The 17,359-nt window shown below is 62.1% G+C and carries 17 protein-coding genes; 10 read left to right on the top strand and 7 right to left on the bottom strand.

The annotated features are described in order from the left end of the window. The first annotated feature begins 57 nt into the window (after positions 1 to 57). From FJ426_RS15410 to FJ426_RS15395, 4 genes are all read left to right on the top strand, one after another. Positions 58 to 576, top strand: coding sequence for a hypothetical protein (locus FJ426_RS15410; protein ID WP_140555296.1), 519 nt, complete (start codon positions 58 to 60; stop codon positions 574 to 576). 192 nt (positions 577 to 768) lie between these two features. Then, positions 769 to 1,149 carry a cytochrome c family protein gene (locus FJ426_RS15405; protein WP_140495787.1) on the top strand — a complete coding sequence of 127 codons (381 nt, stop codon included), beginning with the start codon at positions 769 to 771 and terminating at the stop codon, positions 1,147 to 1,149. A gap of 152 nt (positions 1,150 to 1,301) precedes the next feature. Then, a complete protein-coding gene (locus FJ426_RS15400; protein ID WP_140555298.1) occupies positions 1,302 to 2,237 on the top strand; it encodes a heme o synthase in 936 nt (311 codons plus the stop codon). Positions 2,238 to 2,549: 312 nt separating this feature from the next. Continuing rightward, positions 2,550 to 3,371, top strand: a complete 822-nt coding sequence (locus tag FJ426_RS15395; protein ID WP_140495789.1) for a DUF2189 domain-containing protein — start codon at positions 2,550 to 2,552, stop codon at positions 3,369 to 3,371. A 59-nt stretch (positions 3,372 to 3,430) separates the two neighbouring features. Here the strand turns inward: FJ426_RS15395 and FJ426_RS15390 are convergent, their stop codons facing one another. The 7 genes from FJ426_RS15390 to FJ426_RS15360 form a co-directional block, all read right to left on the bottom strand. Next, positions 3,431 to 3,904, bottom strand: a complete 474-nt coding sequence (locus tag FJ426_RS15390) for an aminoacyl-tRNA deacylase (protein WP_140495790.1) — start codon at positions 3,902 to 3,904, stop codon at positions 3,431 to 3,433. A 190-nt stretch (positions 3,905 to 4,094) separates the two neighbouring features. Continuing rightward, positions 4,095 to 4,493 carry a cytochrome C oxidase subunit IV family protein gene (locus FJ426_RS15385; protein ID WP_140495791.1) on the bottom strand — a complete coding sequence of 133 codons (399 nt, stop codon included), beginning with the start codon at positions 4,491 to 4,493 and terminating at the stop codon, positions 4,095 to 4,097. Positions 4,494 to 4,502: 9 nt separating this feature from the next. Further along, positions 4,503 to 5,222, bottom strand: coding sequence for a heme-copper oxidase subunit III family protein (locus FJ426_RS15380; RefSeq protein WP_140495792.1), 720 nt, complete (start codon positions 5,220 to 5,222; stop codon positions 4,503 to 4,505). A gap of 13 nt (positions 5,223 to 5,235) precedes the next feature. Continuing rightward, entirely contained in the window at positions 5,236 to 5,940 is a 705-nt protein-coding gene (locus tag FJ426_RS15375; RefSeq protein WP_140495793.1) for a cytochrome c oxidase subunit 3, read from the bottom strand. Next, positions 5,937 to 7,706 carry a cytochrome c oxidase subunit I gene (gene ctaD, locus FJ426_RS15370; RefSeq protein ID WP_140495794.1) on the bottom strand — a complete coding sequence of 590 codons (1,770 nt, stop codon included), beginning with the start codon at positions 7,704 to 7,706 and terminating at the stop codon, positions 5,937 to 5,939. The genes FJ426_RS15375 and ctaD overlap by 4 nt, the downstream gene beginning before the upstream one ends. 21 nt (positions 7,707 to 7,727) lie before the next feature. After that, positions 7,728 to 8,612 carry a cytochrome c oxidase subunit II gene (gene coxB, locus FJ426_RS15365; RefSeq protein ID WP_140495795.1) on the bottom strand — a complete coding sequence of 295 codons (885 nt, stop codon included), beginning with the start codon at positions 8,610 to 8,612 and terminating at the stop codon, positions 7,728 to 7,730. A 284-nt stretch (positions 8,613 to 8,896) separates the two neighbouring features. Continuing rightward, positions 8,897 to 9,577, bottom strand: coding sequence for a GntR family transcriptional regulator (locus FJ426_RS15360; RefSeq protein ID WP_140495796.1), 681 nt, complete (start codon positions 9,575 to 9,577; stop codon positions 8,897 to 8,899). Positions 9,578 to 9,792: 215 nt separating this feature from the next. Here FJ426_RS15360 and FJ426_RS15355 point away from each other — a divergent pair, with 215 nt between their 5' ends. The 6 genes from FJ426_RS15355 to FJ426_RS15330 all read left to right on the top strand — a co-directional run bounded on the left by FJ426_RS15355 (position 9,793) and on the right by FJ426_RS15330 (position 17,337). Further along, positions 9,793 to 10,920, top strand: coding sequence for a sugar ABC transporter substrate-binding protein (locus FJ426_RS15355; protein WP_140561503.1), 1,128 nt, complete (start codon positions 9,793 to 9,795; stop codon positions 10,918 to 10,920). Between the two features lie 75 nt (positions 10,921 to 10,995). Beyond that, a complete protein-coding gene (locus tag FJ426_RS15350) occupies positions 10,996 to 12,537 on the top strand; it encodes a sugar ABC transporter ATP-binding protein (protein WP_140561536.1) in 1,542 nt (513 codons plus the stop codon). Beyond that, positions 12,534 to 14,600, top strand: a complete 2,067-nt coding sequence (locus FJ426_RS15345; RefSeq protein ID WP_140561501.1) for an ABC transporter permease — start codon at positions 12,534 to 12,536, stop codon at positions 14,598 to 14,600. The genes FJ426_RS15350 and FJ426_RS15345 overlap by 4 nt, the downstream gene beginning before the upstream one ends. Before the next feature lie 13 nt (positions 14,601 to 14,613). Beyond that, positions 14,614 to 15,420 (top strand): SDR family oxidoreductase, encoded by an 807-nt coding sequence (locus FJ426_RS15340; RefSeq protein WP_140561499.1) that lies wholly within the window; start codon positions 14,614 to 14,616, stop codon positions 15,418 to 15,420. Positions 15,421 to 15,430: 10 nt separating this feature from the next. Next, entirely contained in the window at positions 15,431 to 16,378 is a 948-nt protein-coding gene (locus FJ426_RS15335; RefSeq protein WP_140561497.1) for a 3-hydroxyacyl-CoA dehydrogenase, read from the top strand. Then, entirely contained in the window at positions 16,375 to 17,337 is a 963-nt protein-coding gene (locus tag FJ426_RS15330; protein WP_140495801.1) for a 3-keto-5-aminohexanoate cleavage protein, read from the top strand. The genes FJ426_RS15335 and FJ426_RS15330 overlap by 4 nt, the downstream gene beginning before the upstream one ends. Positions 17,338 to 17,359: the final 22 nt, after the last annotated feature.

The raw sequence follows: 17,359 nt of genomic DNA, 5'->3' as shown, positions 1-17,359 counted from the left end.
AAGCATTGATCACTATCTGCGCTCCTGCTGCAAACCACAGGGTTGTTGGAGGGGCGGTTGAGCCTATTCTTCGAAACGCGACGCGTCGTCGCCTTGGCGATCGTCCTGGCCCTTGCCTGCGATTTCGCCCAGGCCGATGCCGGCACCTGGCGCATCGGCACGGACGATGACGGCCTTGTCACGGCTTCGGTCCATGCCACCAACAAGCTGATCACCGGCGGTGGCGCCCTGAGCTATAGCCCGATCCTGACCATCGCCTGCCGCCCGGACAGCCAACCGCGCTGGACCGAATGGTTGCAATTGAACGACACCGTCTCGGCCAATCGCAAGATCACCATGTCGGTCACCGTCGACGACGACAACAAGTTCGACGAGAGCTGGTTGGTCGGCCCGCGCGGCCGCATGCTGGTGCGCGATGGCGCCGACGGCATAAAGCGCCTTACCGCCGCGAACCGGCTCCAGCTTTCGTGGCGCTTCGGGCTGCTGTCGGGGCGGGGCCACGCCGATTTCGACCTGACCGGATTTGATGAAGCGGTCAGCCAGCTCGCCGGCAGCTGCAACGCTGCTATGCCTTGATCCGCTGCGGACAACCTAAACCTTTGTAGGTCGACCTCTTCTACCTGCCGGCCAGATTCCGTGGTATATAGAGGCCGCAATTTCATATGGGAGAAGCGGACAATCTGTTCTGCCGTACAAGGCGCATCGCTGACGATGCTGGCTTATACCAGATCGTCTCAGGCGCATTTGACGATCAGGGAGGAAAAAGTCATGCGCTTAGCCGCATTTTTCGCCGTCGTGTTTGTTGCAACCTTCGTCGCTAATCCATCGCAGGCTCAGGATACTGCGGCTGGCGAGAAGGTCTTCACCAAATGCAAGGCCTGCCACATTGCGGACGAGGACAAGAACAAGATCGGTCCATCGCTGCACGGCGTCATCGGCCGCACTGCCGGTACGCATCCCGGTTTCAAATATTCCGACGCCATGATTGCGGCCGGCAAATCCGGCGTCAAATGGGACGAACCAACACTGATGACCTATCTTCACGATCCCAAGGCTATGGTCAAAGGCACCAAGATGGCGTTTCCCGGCCTCAAGAACGATGCAGACGTGACCAACGTCATCGCCTATTTGAAAACGTTCTCCAAGTGACTTTCTCCTCCGCCATGCGTCTATCCTCTCGTTCGCCGTGATCTCGTCCGAACCCGAAGGGGCCGCGTAAGCAAAAACCGGGTTTCAATTTCGCTCACGCGTGCCTTCGGTTCGGGATCATGGCCTAGGTTTCTTGCTTCCATCGGTCTGAGATGTCGACTAGGGAAAGCCGCCTCAAGGATATCGTCATCCGCCTTCCGGAAGCGACGGCGGGTGATTTCTTCGCGCTTTTAAAACCGCGGGTCATGGCGCTTGCCGTATTCACTGCTTTCGTGGGCCTAATGACGGCGCCTGGCCCGACGAATCCGGTCATCGCGGTGATCGCCATCAGTGCGATTGCGATGGGAGCAGGCGCGGCCGGGGCGCTCAACATGTGGTACGACGCGGACATAGATGCGTTGATGTCTCGCACGTCCAAGCGGCCAATCCCGTCGGGCCGCGTCGCGCCAGGCGAAGCCCTCGGCTTCGGTCTGGTGCTTTCCGCACTTTCGGTGACGGTGCTCGGCGTGCTGGTGGGGTGGCTTGCCGCATCGCTGCTGGCATTCACCATCTTCTTCTACGTCGTCATCTATACGATCTGGCTGAAACGCTCGACACCGCAGAACATCGTCATAGGTGGCGCGGCAGGCGCTCTTCCTCCGGTGATCGGGTGGGCTGCTGCCACCGGCGCCATCGGCATTGAAAGCATCATTCTGTTCCTGATCATTTTCCTCTGGACACCACCGCATTTCTGGGCGCTAGCCCTGTTCAAGGTCGGACAGTACGCCGCGGCGGGCGTCCCCATGATGCCGAACGTGGCTGGCCAACCCTCGACCAGAAAGCAAATCTTGGCCTATTCGCTGGTTCTGGCGCCAATCGGCGTGCTTCCCTGGGCCTTTGGATTCGCGAGCGGATATTACGGGACTGTCTCGACCGTCTTGGGTGCGGGATTCGTCTGGCGCGCCTGCAAGGTGCTCACCATCCCCGACAAGGAGATGAAGCAAGCAAAGGCGTTGTTTTCTTATTCGATTTTCTATCTGTTCGCGATCTTTGCAACGTTACTTGCCGACACTATTGTAATGCGTACGATCGCATCAGCCGGCCATTGACGCCGGCGCAAAACATTACGTCGGCAGTGCGCAAAAACCCAGCAGCAGCAGAACAACGACGCCAAGGCCGAGTATGAGAACTGTCCTTCCGTCCATGACCCTTCACCTTCGACTTGAGGAGAATATCGAAGAAAGGCGTCCAGAGCTAGACAGGCGACCGGGCCTTCTTACCCAACCTTCTTACAAAGCGCGACAAGTCGCTCGCATGAGAGTATATTGATCCTGGTGCAGGTCGCGGTTTGCGTGGCCAGTCATGCAGAACGGCAGCACCGTGAAACCGCGGCCTTACCAGACCTGTCTGGAGGAATGGTCATGGCAAGCTTTCACGTCATAGCAGGCGCCAGCGAGACGCTGGAGCACACCAGAATTCGCAAGATCGGTGTCACCGACCTTTTCGATGCGCTCAGGCGCGGCGTCGACGATTTCATGGTCAAACCGTCGCACATCATTTTTCTCTGCCTGATCTACCCGCTTGCGGGGGTCGTGCTTGCAGTCTGGACATCAGGCAATAACACGCTCCCATTGTTGTTTCCGCTCGTGTCCGGATTTGCGCTAATTGGTCCATTCGCCGCAATCGGCCTCTATGAGATCAGCCGGCGACGGGAAGCCGGGCTAGACGCCTCATGGAGGGCCGCCTTCGAGGTCAGGAATTCTCCGGCGCTGCCAGCCATCGCCGCGGTTGCGATCATGCTGCTTGCAATCTTCATCGCCTGGCTTTTGACTGCGCAGGCGTTTTACCAACACCTGTTCGGCCCCGCCCCACCGCAATCCTTCTCCAGCTTCATCAATGACATATTCGCCACAGGACGCGGCTGGACGCTCATCATCCTGGGGCACGCCATCGGCTTCGTCTTCGCTGCGATCGTGCTGTGCACGACGGTCGTCGCCTTCCCGTTGTTGCTCGAGCGAGATGTCGGCGCCTATGAAGCCATCCACACCTCGGTGCGCGTGGTGCTGGCGAACCCGATCGTGATGGCGGTATGGGGCCTGATTGTCGCCGTCGCCCTGATCATCGGCACGCTGCCAGTATTCGCGGGGTTGGCGATCGTGCTGCCGATCCTCGGTCACGCTACCTGGCATGTCTACCGCAAGGTCGTGGAACCGCCGCCGACGGCCGGACCGGCGCCTCGATGAACTCCCTGCCGCGCCGGCAAGGACCGGTGCGTGCAGGTTGATCAGAGCCCTTTCCGGCTTCAGTAAGCCGGATGGCTGAAGCGGGCCTGGTGGGCGCCCATAGTCAGGTTACGGAAATCCTTGCCGCTGACACGCACCAGCGTCCTGTGATCGCCGCCCTCGAAATAGATATCGGCGGCACCGCCAAGGCTTTCGTCAAGGACTACCGGCACATCGTAGGCCGCGCCGATCGGCGGAATGGCGCCGGTATCGCAATCGCCAAAGAGCGAAACCGCTTCATCTTCGGTGGCGAGTCCAAGATTCTTGTCCATGACCTTCTGCAACGCGCCGAGCTCGATCCTATGTGTGCTGGGGACCACGGCCAGCGCATAACCCAGATCGTGGTGAACGAGCACCGATTTGGCCATTATGCTGCCGGGCACGTGCGCGGCTATGGCGGCCTGCCTGCTTGTGGCCGTGCGATGATGCGCGACAGTATCGTAGGAAATCCCTTTCCGGTCGATATAGTCCTTCAGTTTGTTTGCGATTGTCATTTTGGGCGTCCCTTGCTGAGTTCGCGACGCAGGTCAAAACGCGGCAATCATTTCGCTTCCGTCGTTTCGGTATGAATAAAGATGGCCCAACCGTCGATTGTTTCAAGGCGAGGGTGGCGGCACCGGACCGCCCGCAGCATCGTCGGAATCCCTGATCGGCCATCGACAAGGTCTGAACTCCGATTTGGCGTCAGGGCCCAGCCCCGAAAAACGCCATCCGGGTGAGAAGCGTGTAATCCGCTTCAAAGACCATCATCGCCACGAATACCAACACCAGCACGGGCGGCAGGATGATTGCGTATGTCAGCGCCAGCCGTTCCCAGGCCATGTGCATGAAAATGGCGACGATGAGCCCTGCCTTGAGGATCATGAAGATCAGGATCAGCGACCATCTGAGATAGCCGTGCAGACCGAAATAATCGATCAGATAGGAGCAGGTGCTGAGAATGAACAGCCATGCCCAGACCACCAGATAAAGCTTGATCGGGTGCTCCTGATGAACTTCTGCCGGGGGGGCGCCGGTCGTCGCCGCGTCATGAGTAGCGTGCAGCGTGTGTTGCCCGAGGCCGTTTGCGGTTGCTTCAGCCATATCTGCCTCTCACCAAAGATAGAAGAACGCGAAAATGAAGACCCAGACCAGGTCGACGAAATGCCAGTAGAGTCCCATGATCTCGACGTTCTCGTAGCGGCCCCTGCGGCTGGTAAAGAAGCCGGGCCGCCCAAAGTCAAAATCTCCACGCCACACCTTTCGCGCCACGATGATCAGGAAGATCACCCCGATTGTCACATGCGTGCCGTGGAAGCCGGTGATCATGAAAAAGGTTGACCCGAACTGGGCAGCGCCCCAGGGATTGCCCCAGGGCCGCACGCCTTCGGTGATCAGCTTGGTCCATTCGAAGGCTTGCATACCGACAAAGGTCGCACCGAGTGCTGCGGTCAGAAGCATCAGGATTGCCGTTTTGCGGCGGTCGCGGCGATAGCCGAAATTGACCGCCATGGCCATGGTTCCGCTGCTTGAGATCAGCACGAAAGTCATGATGGCAATAAGGATCAGCGGAATATCCGAGCCGCCGATACGAAGCGCAAAGACCTCGCTGGGATTGGGCCACGGCACGCGTGTCGAAATGCGCGCGGTCATATAGGAGAGCAGAAAGCAGCCGAAGATGAAGGTGTCGCTGAGCAGGAAGATCCACATCATGGCCTTGCCCCATGACACGTTCTTGAACGCCCGCTGATCCGAGGACCAGTCGGCGGCGATGCCTTGCCAGCCTGCGGGCCGCGGCTCTGTCTGAGCGATATGCGTGAGTGTCTCTGCCATCCGCCCGTTCCTCCTACGTCAGTAACCCCCGGCAAATATCGATGAAAGTCGCGGCCCAGCCGGCCAGAAGCGCGAAGATGGCAAGCCAGACGAAAAGCAGGAAATGCCAATACATGGCGCACAGCTCGACGCTGAGGCGAAGCCGCGCCGGCCTTGCCCCGTTCCAAGCGCCGACGGTTGTTCTGCCCAGGCCCACCAGTCCGCCCAGTATGTGCAGGCCATGCATTCCGGTAAGCAGGTAGAAGAAACTGTTGGCCGGATTGGAAGCCAGAAAGTAGCCATCGGCAGACAGCTCGCGCCAGGCCATAAACTGTCCAATCAGGAAGGAGAGCGCCGTGAACCCGGCGGTGGCAAGGCCGAGCTTAACCATGTCCATTTGACCCTTACGCGCCGCGAGCGAGGCGCATTGCAGCGCAATGCTGCTGAGGACCAGCATGCCGGTGTTGAACCAGAGCAGCCGCGGCAGCGGCAGCGCCTGCCAGTCCGACAGCGCCATGCGCATGAAGTAGGCGCTGGTGATCAGCGCGAACAGACAGCCGACGACCGCCAGGAAGACGCCGAGGCCGATCTTGGCGGTCGGTAGCGCCGATCCTTCCATACCAACAAAATCCCCGGCCATACCTTGCTCGAGCCATGGCTTGGTCATCAGCCGCTGGTGGGAAAGCCACCATCCGGCAAAACCGGCGATCACGAGCATGAAGACCAGAATGACGCTCATGCCGGCTCCTTGGAGGGACCGAAGGAGCCCGGTACGTTTTGCGGGATAAAGTCCTCCTTGGCGCCCGGTACGCTGTAGTCATAGGCCCAGCGATAGACGATCGGTAGGTCTTTGCCGAAATTGCCATGGGCCGGTGGTGTTTGCGGCGTCTGCCATTCGAGGGTCGTGGCCCGCCACGGGTTGCCGCCGGCCTCGCGGCCATGACGGATGCTCCAGATCAGATTGAACAGGAACACAATCTGGGCAAAGCCGACGATGAACGCCATGATGCTGATGAACGAGTTCAGATGGTGGGCCGATTCTGTCATCACCGTCATATCGGTCAGTTCATTGTAACGCCTGGGCACGCCCATCAGTCCGAGGTAGTGCATGGGAAAGAAAATCAGGTAGGCGCCGAGGAAGGTGACCCAGAAATGGAACCGGCCCAGCGCCTCGTTCAGCATCCGGCCGGTGACCTTCGGATACCAGTGGTAGATCGCACCGAAGATCACGATGATCGGCGCGACCCCCATGACCATATGGAAATGGGCAACGACGAACATCGTGTCCGACAGCGGGACGTCGACCACGACATTGCCAAGGAACAGCCCGGTCAACCCGCCATTGACGAAGGTGACGATGAAAGCCAGGGCAAATAGCATCGGTATGGTGAGGTGGATGTCGCCGCGCCACAATGTCAGCACCCAATTGTAGACCTTGATGGCGGTCGGAACCGCGATGATCAATGTCGTGGTGGCGAAGAAGAAACCGAAATAGGGATGCATGCCGCTGACATACATGTGGTGCGCCCAGACGACGAAGCTCAGCGCACCGATGCCGACGATGGCCCAGACCATCATGCGATAGCCAAAGATGTTCTTGCGCGCATGGGTGCTGATCAGGTCCGACACGATGCCGAAGGCCGGAAGGGCCACGATGTAGACTTCGGGATGGCCGAAGAACCAGAACAGATGCTGAAACAGGATCGGGCTGCCGCCATTATGCTGTAATTGCTCGCCCATTTCGACGATCGCCGGCATGAAGAAGCTGGTGCCGAGCGTCCGATCAAGCAGCATCATCACACAGGCGACGAATAGCGCCGGGAAGGCGAGCAGAGCCATGACGGTCGCGGTAAAGATGCCCCAGACAGTCAGCGGCAGACGCATCAGCGTCATGCCGCGCGTGCGGCCCTGCAACACCGTCACGACATAGTTCAACCCGCCCATGGTGAAGCCGATAATGAACAGGATCAGTGAGACGAGCATCAGGATGATGCCCCAGTCCTGGCCCCCCGGTGTGCCGGTCATGATTGCCTGCGGCGGGTACAGCGTCCAGCCGGCCCCCGTCGGTCCGCCAGGCGCAAAGAAGCTCGACACCAAAACCAGCACGGCAAGCAGGTAGATCCAGTAGCTCAGCATGTTGACATAGGGAAAGACCATGTCGCGAGCCCCCACCATCAATGGGATCAGGTAGTTGCCGAAACCGCCGAGGAAGAGCGCCGTGAGCAGATAGATCACCATGATCATGCCGTGCATGGTGATGAACTGGTAGTAGGCTTCAGGCGTGATGAAGTCGAAGGTGCCGGGAAAGCCGAGTTGCAGCCGCATCAGCCAGGACAGCACCAGGGCGACCAGGCCAATTCCCGTTGCCGTCGCCGAATACTGGATGGCAATGACCTTGGCGTCCTGCGAGAAGACGTATTTCGTCCACCAACTGTGCGGATGATACAGTTCGACTTCCGCGACTTCGGCCGGCGGGATGGCATCTGCAGGGGTAATATCGACCATAGGAACACCTCCGTGTCCTTTTTAGCGGGACCCGACGGTTTCGAGCTTTGCTGCAATCCTCGAACTTGACACCGTCGTTGGACCCGACGCCTGGCTTGCCGAGCCCGTCTGCTGGGGCGCCGACAATTGCGCAAACGTCTGTTGCTGGCCAAGCCACGCCAGGTAATCCTCCTGCGTATCGACCATCACCACACCGTGCATCATCGGATGTCCTTGGCCGCAGAGTTCAGCGCACAGGACCTGGAAGGTTCCGGTTTTCGTTGGGGTGAACCAGAAGTAGGTGACCGAGCCCGGGATCATGTCCATTTTGGCGCGGAATTCCGGCACATAGAAATCATGCAGCACGTCGATCGAGCGAAGCAACATCTTGACCGGCTTGCCAACCGGCAGATGCAGATCGGCCGCTTCGACCACGACATCGTCCTGGCCATTGGAATCGCTGGTGATCACGCCCAACGGATTGTCAGCGGTGACGCCGCGGGTGTCGGACGTGCCGAGCTTGCCGTCCTTGCCGGGCAGGCGGAAACTCCATTGCCATTGCTGGCCGACAACTTCGACCACGGTTGCGTCGCTCGGAACGTTGACGAACCGGTTCCAGACGAACAGGCCGGGAACCAGCAAAGCCGTTACGCCGACCGCGGTGACAACCGTCAGCCAGGATTCGAGCCGCCTGTTCTCCGGTTCATACGCCGCCTGATTGCCTTCCCGATGACGGAAGCGGAAGACGCAATAGGCCATGAACAAAACCACGGCGGCAAAGACGACGCCGGTGATCCAGAAAGTTATGATGATGGTGTTGTCGATATAGTCCCAGTTCGAGGCAATCGGCGTCCACCACCATGGGCTCAGGAGGTGGAACAGCACCGAGCCCACAACTATCAAAACGAGTACAAGCGCGAAGGCCATGTCCCGTTCCTCCCGGCATTCCAGGGGCGCGAAGCCGTCTCCGGAAATGCCAAGTGCATCATAGCTTGATTTGGGGTCGCAATTCTAGAGCCGACTGTCTTGACGGGAAAAATCCCGCCTTGCCTGCGCCAACCCTTCGAGAGGAGCCGTCCATCACACACGGGGACGCGTTCGTCCGGCTGATGCGCCTGCGCCGGATCGTTTGGGCGAAGTCGACGGTGGGGTGTGCCAAGCCACGTCGGCAGGCCGAATTCGATCTTCGCGCCGACGAAGTTTCGTTTGTGCTATTTCAGCAGGCCGACCAGAACGTCGAAGGCGGCGTCGATGTCGGCGCGGACCGCGGCCTTGACCGCTTCCGCGTCCCGGTCGCGCAACGCAGCGAACATCTCCTGATGGTGCGCATTGGCGGTCGAATAGTTTCCGGAATCGTGCAGCATGTTGAAATAAGGACTGATCTGCAGCCACAAGTTCTCGATGATGTTGAGAATGTTCTCGGAGCCGGCCGCCCGGTAGATGGAGAAATGAAAGGCGTAGTTGGCGCGCAGATAGGACTTGACGTCTCCCGCCGCATTGGCCTGTTCGAGCGCGTCCAGATGCTGGCGCAGCCGGGCGATAGCTTGGTCGTCCATACGCTCGGCCGCCCATGCGGCGGCGATCGCTTCGATCTCGAAGCGGACGTTTCTCAGATCGACGAGGCGTGTGCGGCTGAGTGCGGGAATGCCGATCGAGCGGCCTGAAACCACCATCAGCGCGTTGGCGGCGGTCAGCCGCCGCAGGGCCTCCCTGACCGGCATCGGACTGACGCCGAAAGCATCGGCAAGGCTTTGCACCGTTACCATCTCGCCCGGCACGATGCTGCCGTCGAGGATCAATTCGGTGACATGGCGATAGACCCTGTCCTGCAAGGTCTCCTTGGACAGGGGCGCGATCTCGACACCCGGCTTTCTGAACGCCGCTCCAGCCATCTCCCCTCAACCTTCCCGCGCAAGCTGCGCCATAACCCCTATCCGGAATGCAGGCTTCCGGCTGCGGCGTCAAGCGCCCGGCCGTCGCTTCGCCGCGAGCATATTTCATCATTGATCTTTGATCAAATGGTGATACGGTTGCCGATATCGGATGGCAAGGTCACGTCTCGTGCCCTTGGGAGGCATCCGATCGTTCGGATCGGGAGGAGTTTCATATGGGTATCGGATTGAAAGCCCGGCGGCTTGTGCTGCTGGCAGGCATGGCTGCCTGTGCTTTTGGCATCTCCGCGGCCGAGGCCGCCGAAAAACACAAGATTTTTCTCAGCATGAGCTTCATCGGCAATGACTGGCAGGCCGAGGCGGCGAACATGGTCAAGGCGATGGCCGCGCACAAGAGCATGGTCGACAAGATCGACCTGCAGGTCCAGGTGGCCGGACCGAACGCGCAGCGCCAGATCCAGCAGATCAACGCCATGGTGCAGGCGGGAGCGGAGGCGATCGTGATCTATCCGATCTCGCCGACGGCGCTGAACCAAGTGGTCAAGAATGCTTGCGAAAAGGGGGTCAAGGTCTTCGCCTACGACGCCGAGATCACCGAGCCCTGCGCTTACAATGTCCATATCGACCAGGAGGAGGCTGGCAGGGTGACAGCCGAATGGCTGGCCAAGAAGCTCAACGGCAAGGGCAACATCATCGCCGTGACCGGCGTTCCCGGCACCTCGGTCGACGAGCTGCGCACCAAGGCCGCCAAGGCGGTGTTCGCCAAATATCCGGACATCAAGATTGTCGGCGAAGCGGTCGGCATGTGGAGCCAGGCGGTGGCACGCACCGAACTCTCCAAGATTCTCGCCACGCGCAGCTGGGACGACATTAACGGGCTGTGGATGCAGGTAGGCTGCTTCACCGCCAATTCGATGCAGCTCGAGGCGGGCAGGAAGGCCAGCCAGCTTGTGCCTTGCGCCGGTGAAGGCTCCAATGGCGGCCGCATCCAGATGCTGCCGGAAGGGACGGAGGTCGAGGGTGCTGCTTCTCCCTATGCACCGCTCGGCGCGCCGCGCATTTCGTATGCCTCGCCGCCTTATTCCGGCGCGCTCGCCTTGAAGCTCGCCATCGAGGCGATCGAGGGCAAGGATGTGCCGAAAGCGACAATCCTGCCGCTGCCGATCGTCACCAACGAGACGAGCAAGCTTTGCAACGAGGGCACCTGGGCCGAAATGAAGGCCGGATGCAACACCTTCAAACCGTCGCTGGTTTCCAACCCCGGCTGGTTCGCGTCGATCTTCTCCGACCAGACGCCCGAGATCGGCCTCAACGCGGCGCTCGTCGGCCAGCCCGAGGAGTAGGCTTCAGCAATCCGTGCGCGTGGGGCACTGTGGGCTCCACGCGCCCGCAAGCATGGCATGCCGGAACCGGGAATGATGACTTCAACAACGCATGTGCCGGCCATTGCCGTCAACGGCATACGCAAGGCGTTTGGCGCGACGGTCGCGCTTGACGACGTCTCCTTCGCGATCTCGCCTGGCAGCGTGCACGCTTTGCTGGGTGAGAACGGCGCCGGCAAGTCGACGCTGGTCAAGCTCCTATCGGGACTGGTGCGGCCCGATCAGGGCCAGATCAGCATCCTTGGCGCGCCGGCCGCGCTCGGTTCGCCGCGCGCCGCGCATGAACGCGGGGTGCAGACGGCGTTCCAGGAGATGACGCTGGTCCGCGACCTCAGCGTTCTCGACAATATGCTGCTGCCCTATGCGCCATCCGGCCCGACCGGATTGATCAGGCGGTCGGCCGCGCGCAAGGCAGTCGGCCGGCACATTGCCGATCTCGGTTTTTCGGTCGATCTCGACGCCGAGGTGGCGACGCTCGATCTCGCGGTCCGCCAGAAGGTCGAGATCGCGCGCGCCGTCTACCGCAAGCCGCGCATCCTGTTGCTGGACGAGCCGACCTCGACGCTTTCGGGCGGCGACGTCGAATGGCTGGGAACAATCATCGCGCGGCTCAAGGCCGCCGGAACGACGGTCGTGTTCATCACCCACCGCATGCGTGAGGTGCGGGCCTTCTGCGATACCTTGACCATCCTTCGGAATGGCCGCCACATCATCACCGCACCGGTGGCCGACATCTCGGATGAGGATGTGATCGAGAAGATCATCGGCCGCGCCCTCGCGCAGACCTTTCCGCCAAAGCCTGAGGGCGCGGCCGTCTTCGGTCCGCCGGTGCTCGGCGTGCGCGACCTCAAGGCGGGCAGAAAACTCGACGGCGCCAGTTTCGATTTGCGCAGGGGCGAAATCCTCGGCATCGCCGGACTTCAGGGCATGGGCCAGCTAGACCTGTTCCTCGCCTGCTTCGGCATGGCCGAGATCGAACGCGGCCACGTCATGGTCGACGGCCGCAAAGTGTGGCTCGGCTCGCCGGCCGATGCGCTGAGGCCCAACATGGCGATCGGGCTGGTGCCGGAGGATCGCAAGACCGAAGGCCTGTTCCTGAAATTGTCGGGCCGGCAGAATGCATCGCTGCCGGTGGTCGGCCGCTTCACCCGGCTCGGCTTGATCCGCGAGGAGGAGGAAGCACGCGCCGTGCAGGCGGCCTTCTCGACGGTCGAGGTGGACAAGCGTGCGCTGTGGACAAGGGCCGGCGCCTTTTCCGGCGGCAACCAGCAGAAGATCGCCATCGCCAAATGGCTGGTTGCCGAAAGCCGCATCCTGCTGCTCTTCGACCCGACCCGCGGCATCGATGTGGGCACCAAGCACGAGCTTTACGTGATGATGCGCGACTATGTGGCGGCCGGCGGCTCGATCCTGCTGCATTCGACCGAGATTCCCGAACTCGTCCATCAATGCGACCGCGTGCTCGTCCTCTATGACGGACGGCTGGTGGCCGAACTCGCCGGCGGCGAGATCACCGAGAGCGCGATCATGCGGCCGGCGCTGGGACATGGCGGCAATATGCTGGAGGCAGCACAGTGAGCGCGGTCGGTTCGACGGCAACCGGGCAGGCCGGATCCCTGGTGCGCCTCCTGGCGCGGCATCGCGGCGCTATTATCGCGGCGATCGTCTTTGCAGTGCTGCTCGTCGTCGTCGACCTGATCAGCGCCGGGCGGCTCACCTATTTCGATATCTCGTTCCTGTCGAGCGGCGGCGCCACCTCGGCGCTGGCGGCGATGGGCCAGACCATCGTCATCCTGTCCGGCGGCTTCGACCTGTCGGCGGGCGCCGTGGTTTCGCTGGTTAATGTGGTGCTGGCCACGTCGATGGATCCGATGGCGACCGGAACGAACGTCTGGCTGTGGACGCTGGCCGGCATTGGCGTCGGCATGCTCGTCGGGGCGTTCAACGGCTTCTTCATCGCGGTGCTGCGCATGCAGCCCATCGTCGTCACGCTGTCGACCATGTTCATCTTGCAAGGCATCACACTGCTGGTCATGGACAAGCCCGGCGGCTTTGTCTCGCCCGATCTCGGCGCCTTCTATCTCGGCGACGCGATCCCAGGCTGGTTGCCCATGCCGTTGGTCGTCATCGGCGTGGTCCTGCTGGCATGGTTCTGGCTGAAGGGCACGCGGTTCGGCACGGCGCTCTACGCGGTCGGCAGCGATCCGGACGCCGCTGCCGCGGTCGGCGTGCGCGTCGTTCTCGTGCGCTTTCTCGTCTATGTCATCGCCGGCGGCTGCTATGGGCTTGCCGGTGTGTTCATCAGCGCCCAGACCGGCAGCGGCGATCCGCTCGTCGGCAATCCGCTGCTGTTGTCGATGTTCGCCGCCGTCGTGGTCGGCGGCACGCGGCTCGGCGGCGGGCAGGGTGGTCCGTTCGGCACCGTCTTCGGCGCCTATATCCTGATGATGGTCGTCAACGTCCTGCTCGTCCTCAACGTCTCGGCCTATTATTCGACCATCGCCGAGGGCACCATCCTCATCCTTGCCGTTCTCGCGGGCTCGCTGTCGCATGGCTCCGTGCTTGCCTACCAGGTTCGCGCCTTGCGCGCGCGGTTCGCCGCATGGCGCGCCGGCATGCTGCCGTCGCAACTCGACCCCACCGACCGCAGGCTGCGCATCGCCCACAAGCCCGCCGTTCCGGGACAGGCACCCGGCTTTCGCATGCGCAATGCCGAGACGCTGCGCTACGCGCTGCCGGCTTACGTCTGCCTGGCCGCCGTCATGATCGTCACCCAGATCTGGCTCGGCCGGGCCATCTTCAATCCCACCTACTGGAACTCGTTGTTCGTGCTGTCGAGTTTCCTTGCCGTGCTTGCGCTCGGGCAGGGCGGCGTCATCCTCACCGGCGGGCTCGACTTGTCGGTGCCGTGGACGATCGGCTTGTCGGGCATCCTTCTTGCCGGCATGGTCAACGGATCGGACGCGGCACTCGTTTATGCGCTGCCGGTGGTGCTGGCCATCGCCTGTCTTATCGGATTGGCGAACGGCGTCGGCATTGTTTTCCTCGGCATCTCGCCGATCGTCATGACGCTCGCCACCAACGGCATCCTGCAAGGCTTCGCGCTTCTCTATTCGCAAGGCACGCCGGCCGGCTTCTCCTCGCCGATGCTGCGCTGGTTCATGACCGGCAAGATATGGGTAGTGACGCCGGTCGTGCCGTTCATGGTCGTCTTCGTGGCCCTTGCGGTGCTGCTGCTCGGCCGCACCGCCTTCGGCCGGAAGGTCTACGGCATTGGCAACAGCCCGCGCGCGGCCCAGCTTTCGGGCATCGCCGTCGGACGGACGCTGATCTTCGTCTATATGCTGTCAGCGCTGTGCGCGGCCATCGTCGGCGTCATGCTGACCGGCTTTTCCGGCCAGGCCAGCCTCGGCATGGGCGACGACTATCTCCTGCCGTCCATCGCCGTTGTCGTGGTCGGCGGCGCGCTGATCACCGGCGGGCGCGGTCACTATCTCGGCATGCTCGGCGGCGTGCTGCTGTTGACGGCGCTGCAGATGCTGCTGGCCGGCACGACGCTGCCTTACGCCACACGGGCGATCCTGTTCGGGCTGGTGGTGCTCGGTGCCGTCATGGCGCTGCGTGAAAGACGCATTCAATGAAGGGAATGGAATGATGAGCACGAGCGCACCCAAATCGCCCGACGAATTCCTGGCGGGGCTCAAAGGGCAACGTGTCCTGGTCACGGCAGGCGCCGGCGGCATTGGCTTTGCCATTGCCGAAACGCTGTCGCGGCTCGGTGCGCGCATCGTCGTCTGCGATGTGTCCGACGAAGCCCTGGCGGCGGCCCCGCAGAAAATGACGCTTGTCGCGGCGGTCAAGGCCGACGTGTCGCGCGACGACGATGTCGACCGGCTGTTCGAGGCGGTGAAGGAGAAGCTCGGCGGCCTCGACGCACTGATCAACAATGCCGGCATCGCCGGGCCGACCGGCGGCGTCGACGAAATCGATCCGGCCGACTGGAGGCGCTGTCTCGACATCGGCCTGACCGGCCAGTTCCTGTGCGCACGGCGCGCCGTGCCGCTCATCAAGGGGGCCGGCGGCGGTTCGATCGTCTCGATGTCGTCGGCGGCCGGCCGCCACGGCTATGCGTTCCGCACGCCCTATTCGGCGGCCAAATTCGGCGTCATCGGCTTCACGCAGAGCCTTGCCAAGGAGCTTGGGCCGCACGGGATCAGGGTCAACGCCATCCTGCCGGGCATCATAGAGGGGCCGCGCATCGAGAGCGTTATCTCGGCACGCGCCAAACAGGTCGGCATCAGCCATCAGGAGATGACCGAACGCTATTTGCAGAACATCTCGTTGCGCCGCATGACCAGCCCGTACGACGTGGCTTCGATGGTCGCATTCCTGCTGTCCGACGCGGGCATCAACATTTCAGGCCAGTCGCTCGGCGTCGACGGCAACGTCGAAACGCTTTGAGGAGCAAGCCATGGCCAGGGTTGCAATTGTCGGAAGCGGGTTCATCGGACGGGCATGGGCGATCAGCTTCGCGCGCGCCGGCCATGATGTGCGCATGTGGGACCAGTCGCCGGTCGCGGCAGGCGGCGCGCGCGACTACATAGAAGGCGTGCTCGGCGATCTCGCTTCGAATGATCTGCTGCGCGGACAGACCGCGCACGCGGTGCTCGAGCGCATCGTCGTCATGGGAGACTTGGACGCGGCTCTGGCCGGCGCCGTGCATATCCAGGAGAACACACCGGAAAATCTCGAAGTGAAGCGCGAGGTGTTTTCGCGGATCGATTCCCTCTCTGATCCGCAGGCGGTGATCGCCAGCTCCACCTCGGCGCTGCTGCCGTCGAAATTCACCGATCATCTCCCGGGGCGGCACCGCTGCCTGGTCGTGCATCCGATCAACCCGCCCTACCTCATTCCGGCGGCGGAGGTGGTGCCGGCGCCGTGGACGTCCGCCGAGACGCTCGAAAGGACGCGCGCCTTCCTCCTCGATGCCGGCCACGCGCCGCTGGTGATGAAGCGCGAGCTCGACGGCTTCATCATGAACCGGCTACAAGGGGCGCTGCTCGAGGAAGCTTTCCGGCTTGTCGCCGACGGCTATGCCAGCGTCGAGGACGTCGATATCGGCATCCGTGATGGCTTGGCGCTGCGCTGGTCGTTCATGGGGCCCTTCGAGACCATCGATCTCAACGCGCCGGGCGGCGTGCGCGACTATGCCGAGCGCTACCAGGGCATCTATTCCAATATTTTCCCGCAGATGCTGCGTCGCGTCGACTGGGCGGGCGAGGTGATGGAAACCGTCGAGTCCGAGCGCAGCAGGCGCTTGCCCAGGGAGAAACTGGGCGATCGGCAGGTATGGCGGGATCGCCGGCTGATGGCGCTGGCGGCGCACAAGAAGAAATCGGATCAGGAGTTCGGACAATGAAAGAAACCAGCCGCAAGCCCGGCGCCACGGCGGCCAGGGGCAAGGTCATCATCACCTGCGCGGTGACGGGGGCGATCCACACGCCGACCATGTCGCCCTATTTGCCGATCACGCCGGACCAGATCGCCTCGGAGGCGATCGCCGCCGCGGAAGCCGGCGCCGCGATCCTGCATCTGCATGCCCGCGATCCGGAGACCGGCAAGCCCGACCAGACGCCGGAGGCCTTTGCCCGTTTCCTGCCGCGCGTCAAGCAAGGCACCAACGCCGCCATCAACATCACCACCGGCGGCAGCCCCTACATGAAGGTCGAGGAGCGGGTGCGCCCGGCCGCCCAGTTCAAGCCGGAGGTAGCCTCGCTCAATATGGGCTCGATCAATTTCGGGCTCTATCACCTCGCCGACAAATACGAGACCTTCAAGTTCGACTGGGAAAAGCCGCATCTGGAAGCGACGCGCGACCTCGTCTTCCGCAACTCGTTCAAGGACATTGAGTACATTCTCGCGACTTGCTACGACAACGGCACGCGGTTCGAGTTCGAGTGCTATGACATCGCGCATCTCTACAATCTCTCCCACTTCGCAGACCGTGGGCTGGTGAAACCGCCCTTCTTCGTGCAGTCGGTGTTCGGCCTGCTGGGCGGCATCGGCACGCATCCGGAGGATGTCGCGCATATGAAGCGCACAGCGGACCGGCTGTTCGGGGACCAGTTCCGCTGGTCGGTGCTCGGCGCCGGCGCCAGCCAGTTGCGCATCGCCGCGCAGTCGGCGGCCCTCGGCGGCAATATCCGGGTCGGGCTGGAGGACAGCCTGTGGGCCGGCAGGGGCAAGCTTGCCAAGTCGAATGCCGAACAGGTCGTGCTGGCACGCAAGATCATCGAAGGGATCGGCATGGAGGTGGCGACGCCGGACGAGGCGCGCGAGATCCTGTCACTGAAAGGCGGCGACAAGGTCGCTTTTTGACGCGGCCAATCGCTGCGCGAGC

Origin of the sequence: Mesorhizobium sp. B2-6-4, assembly GCF_006441495.1 — a bacterium.
Classification (GTDB): Bacteria; Pseudomonadota; Alphaproteobacteria; order Rhizobiales; family Rhizobiaceae; genus Mesorhizobium.
Note: the sequence above shows the minus strand (reverse complement) of the source record. Positions and strands in the feature narration are given on the sequence as shown.

Bases quoted from the DNA above. Each gene is read 5' to 3' on its own strand.
- FJ426_RS15405 (WP_140495787.1), top strand. From the start codon at position 769: ATGCGCTTAGCCGCATTTTTCGCCGTCGTGTTTGTTGCAACCTTCGTC.
- FJ426_RS15400 (WP_140555298.1), top strand. From the start codon at position 1,302: ATGTCGACTAGGGAAAGCCGCCTCAAGGATATCGTCATCCGCCTTCCG.
- FJ426_RS15395 (WP_140495789.1), top strand. From the start codon at position 2,550: ATGGCAAGCTTTCACGTCATAGCAGGCGCCAGCGAGACGCTGGAGCAC.
- FJ426_RS15390 (WP_140495790.1), bottom strand. From the start codon at position 3,904: ATGACAATCGCAAACAAACTGAAGGACTATATCGACCGGAAAGGGATT.
- FJ426_RS15385 (WP_140495791.1), bottom strand. From the start codon at position 4,493: ATGGCTGAAGCAACCGCAAACGGCCTCGGGCAACACACGCTGCACGCT.
- FJ426_RS15380 (WP_140495792.1), bottom strand. From the start codon at position 5,222: ATGGCAGAGACACTCACGCATATCGCTCAGACAGAGCCGCGGCCCGCA.
- FJ426_RS15375 (WP_140495793.1), bottom strand. From the start codon at position 5,940: ATGAGCGTCATTCTGGTCTTCATGCTCGTGATCGCCGGTTTTGCCGGA.
- ctaD (WP_140495794.1), bottom strand. From the start codon at position 7,706: ATGGTCGATATTACCCCTGCAGATGCCATCCCGCCGGCCGAAGTCGCG.
- coxB (WP_140495795.1), bottom strand. From the start codon at position 8,612: ATGGCCTTCGCGCTTGTACTCGTTTTGATAGTTGTGGGCTCGGTGCTG.
- FJ426_RS15360 (WP_140495796.1), bottom strand. From the start codon at position 9,577: ATGGCTGGAGCGGCGTTCAGAAAGCCGGGTGTCGAGATCGCGCCCCTG.
- FJ426_RS15355 (WP_140561503.1), top strand. From the start codon at position 9,793: ATGGGTATCGGATTGAAAGCCCGGCGGCTTGTGCTGCTGGCAGGCATG.
- FJ426_RS15350 (WP_140561536.1), top strand. From the start codon at position 10,996: ATGACTTCAACAACGCATGTGCCGGCCATTGCCGTCAACGGCATACGC.
- FJ426_RS15340 (WP_140561499.1), top strand. From the start codon at position 14,614: ATGAGCACGAGCGCACCCAAATCGCCCGACGAATTCCTGGCGGGGCTC.
- FJ426_RS15335 (WP_140561497.1), top strand. From the start codon at position 15,431: ATGGCCAGGGTTGCAATTGTCGGAAGCGGGTTCATCGGACGGGCATGG.
- FJ426_RS15330 (WP_140495801.1), top strand. From the start codon at position 16,375: ATGAAAGAAACCAGCCGCAAGCCCGGCGCCACGGCGGCCAGGGGCAAG.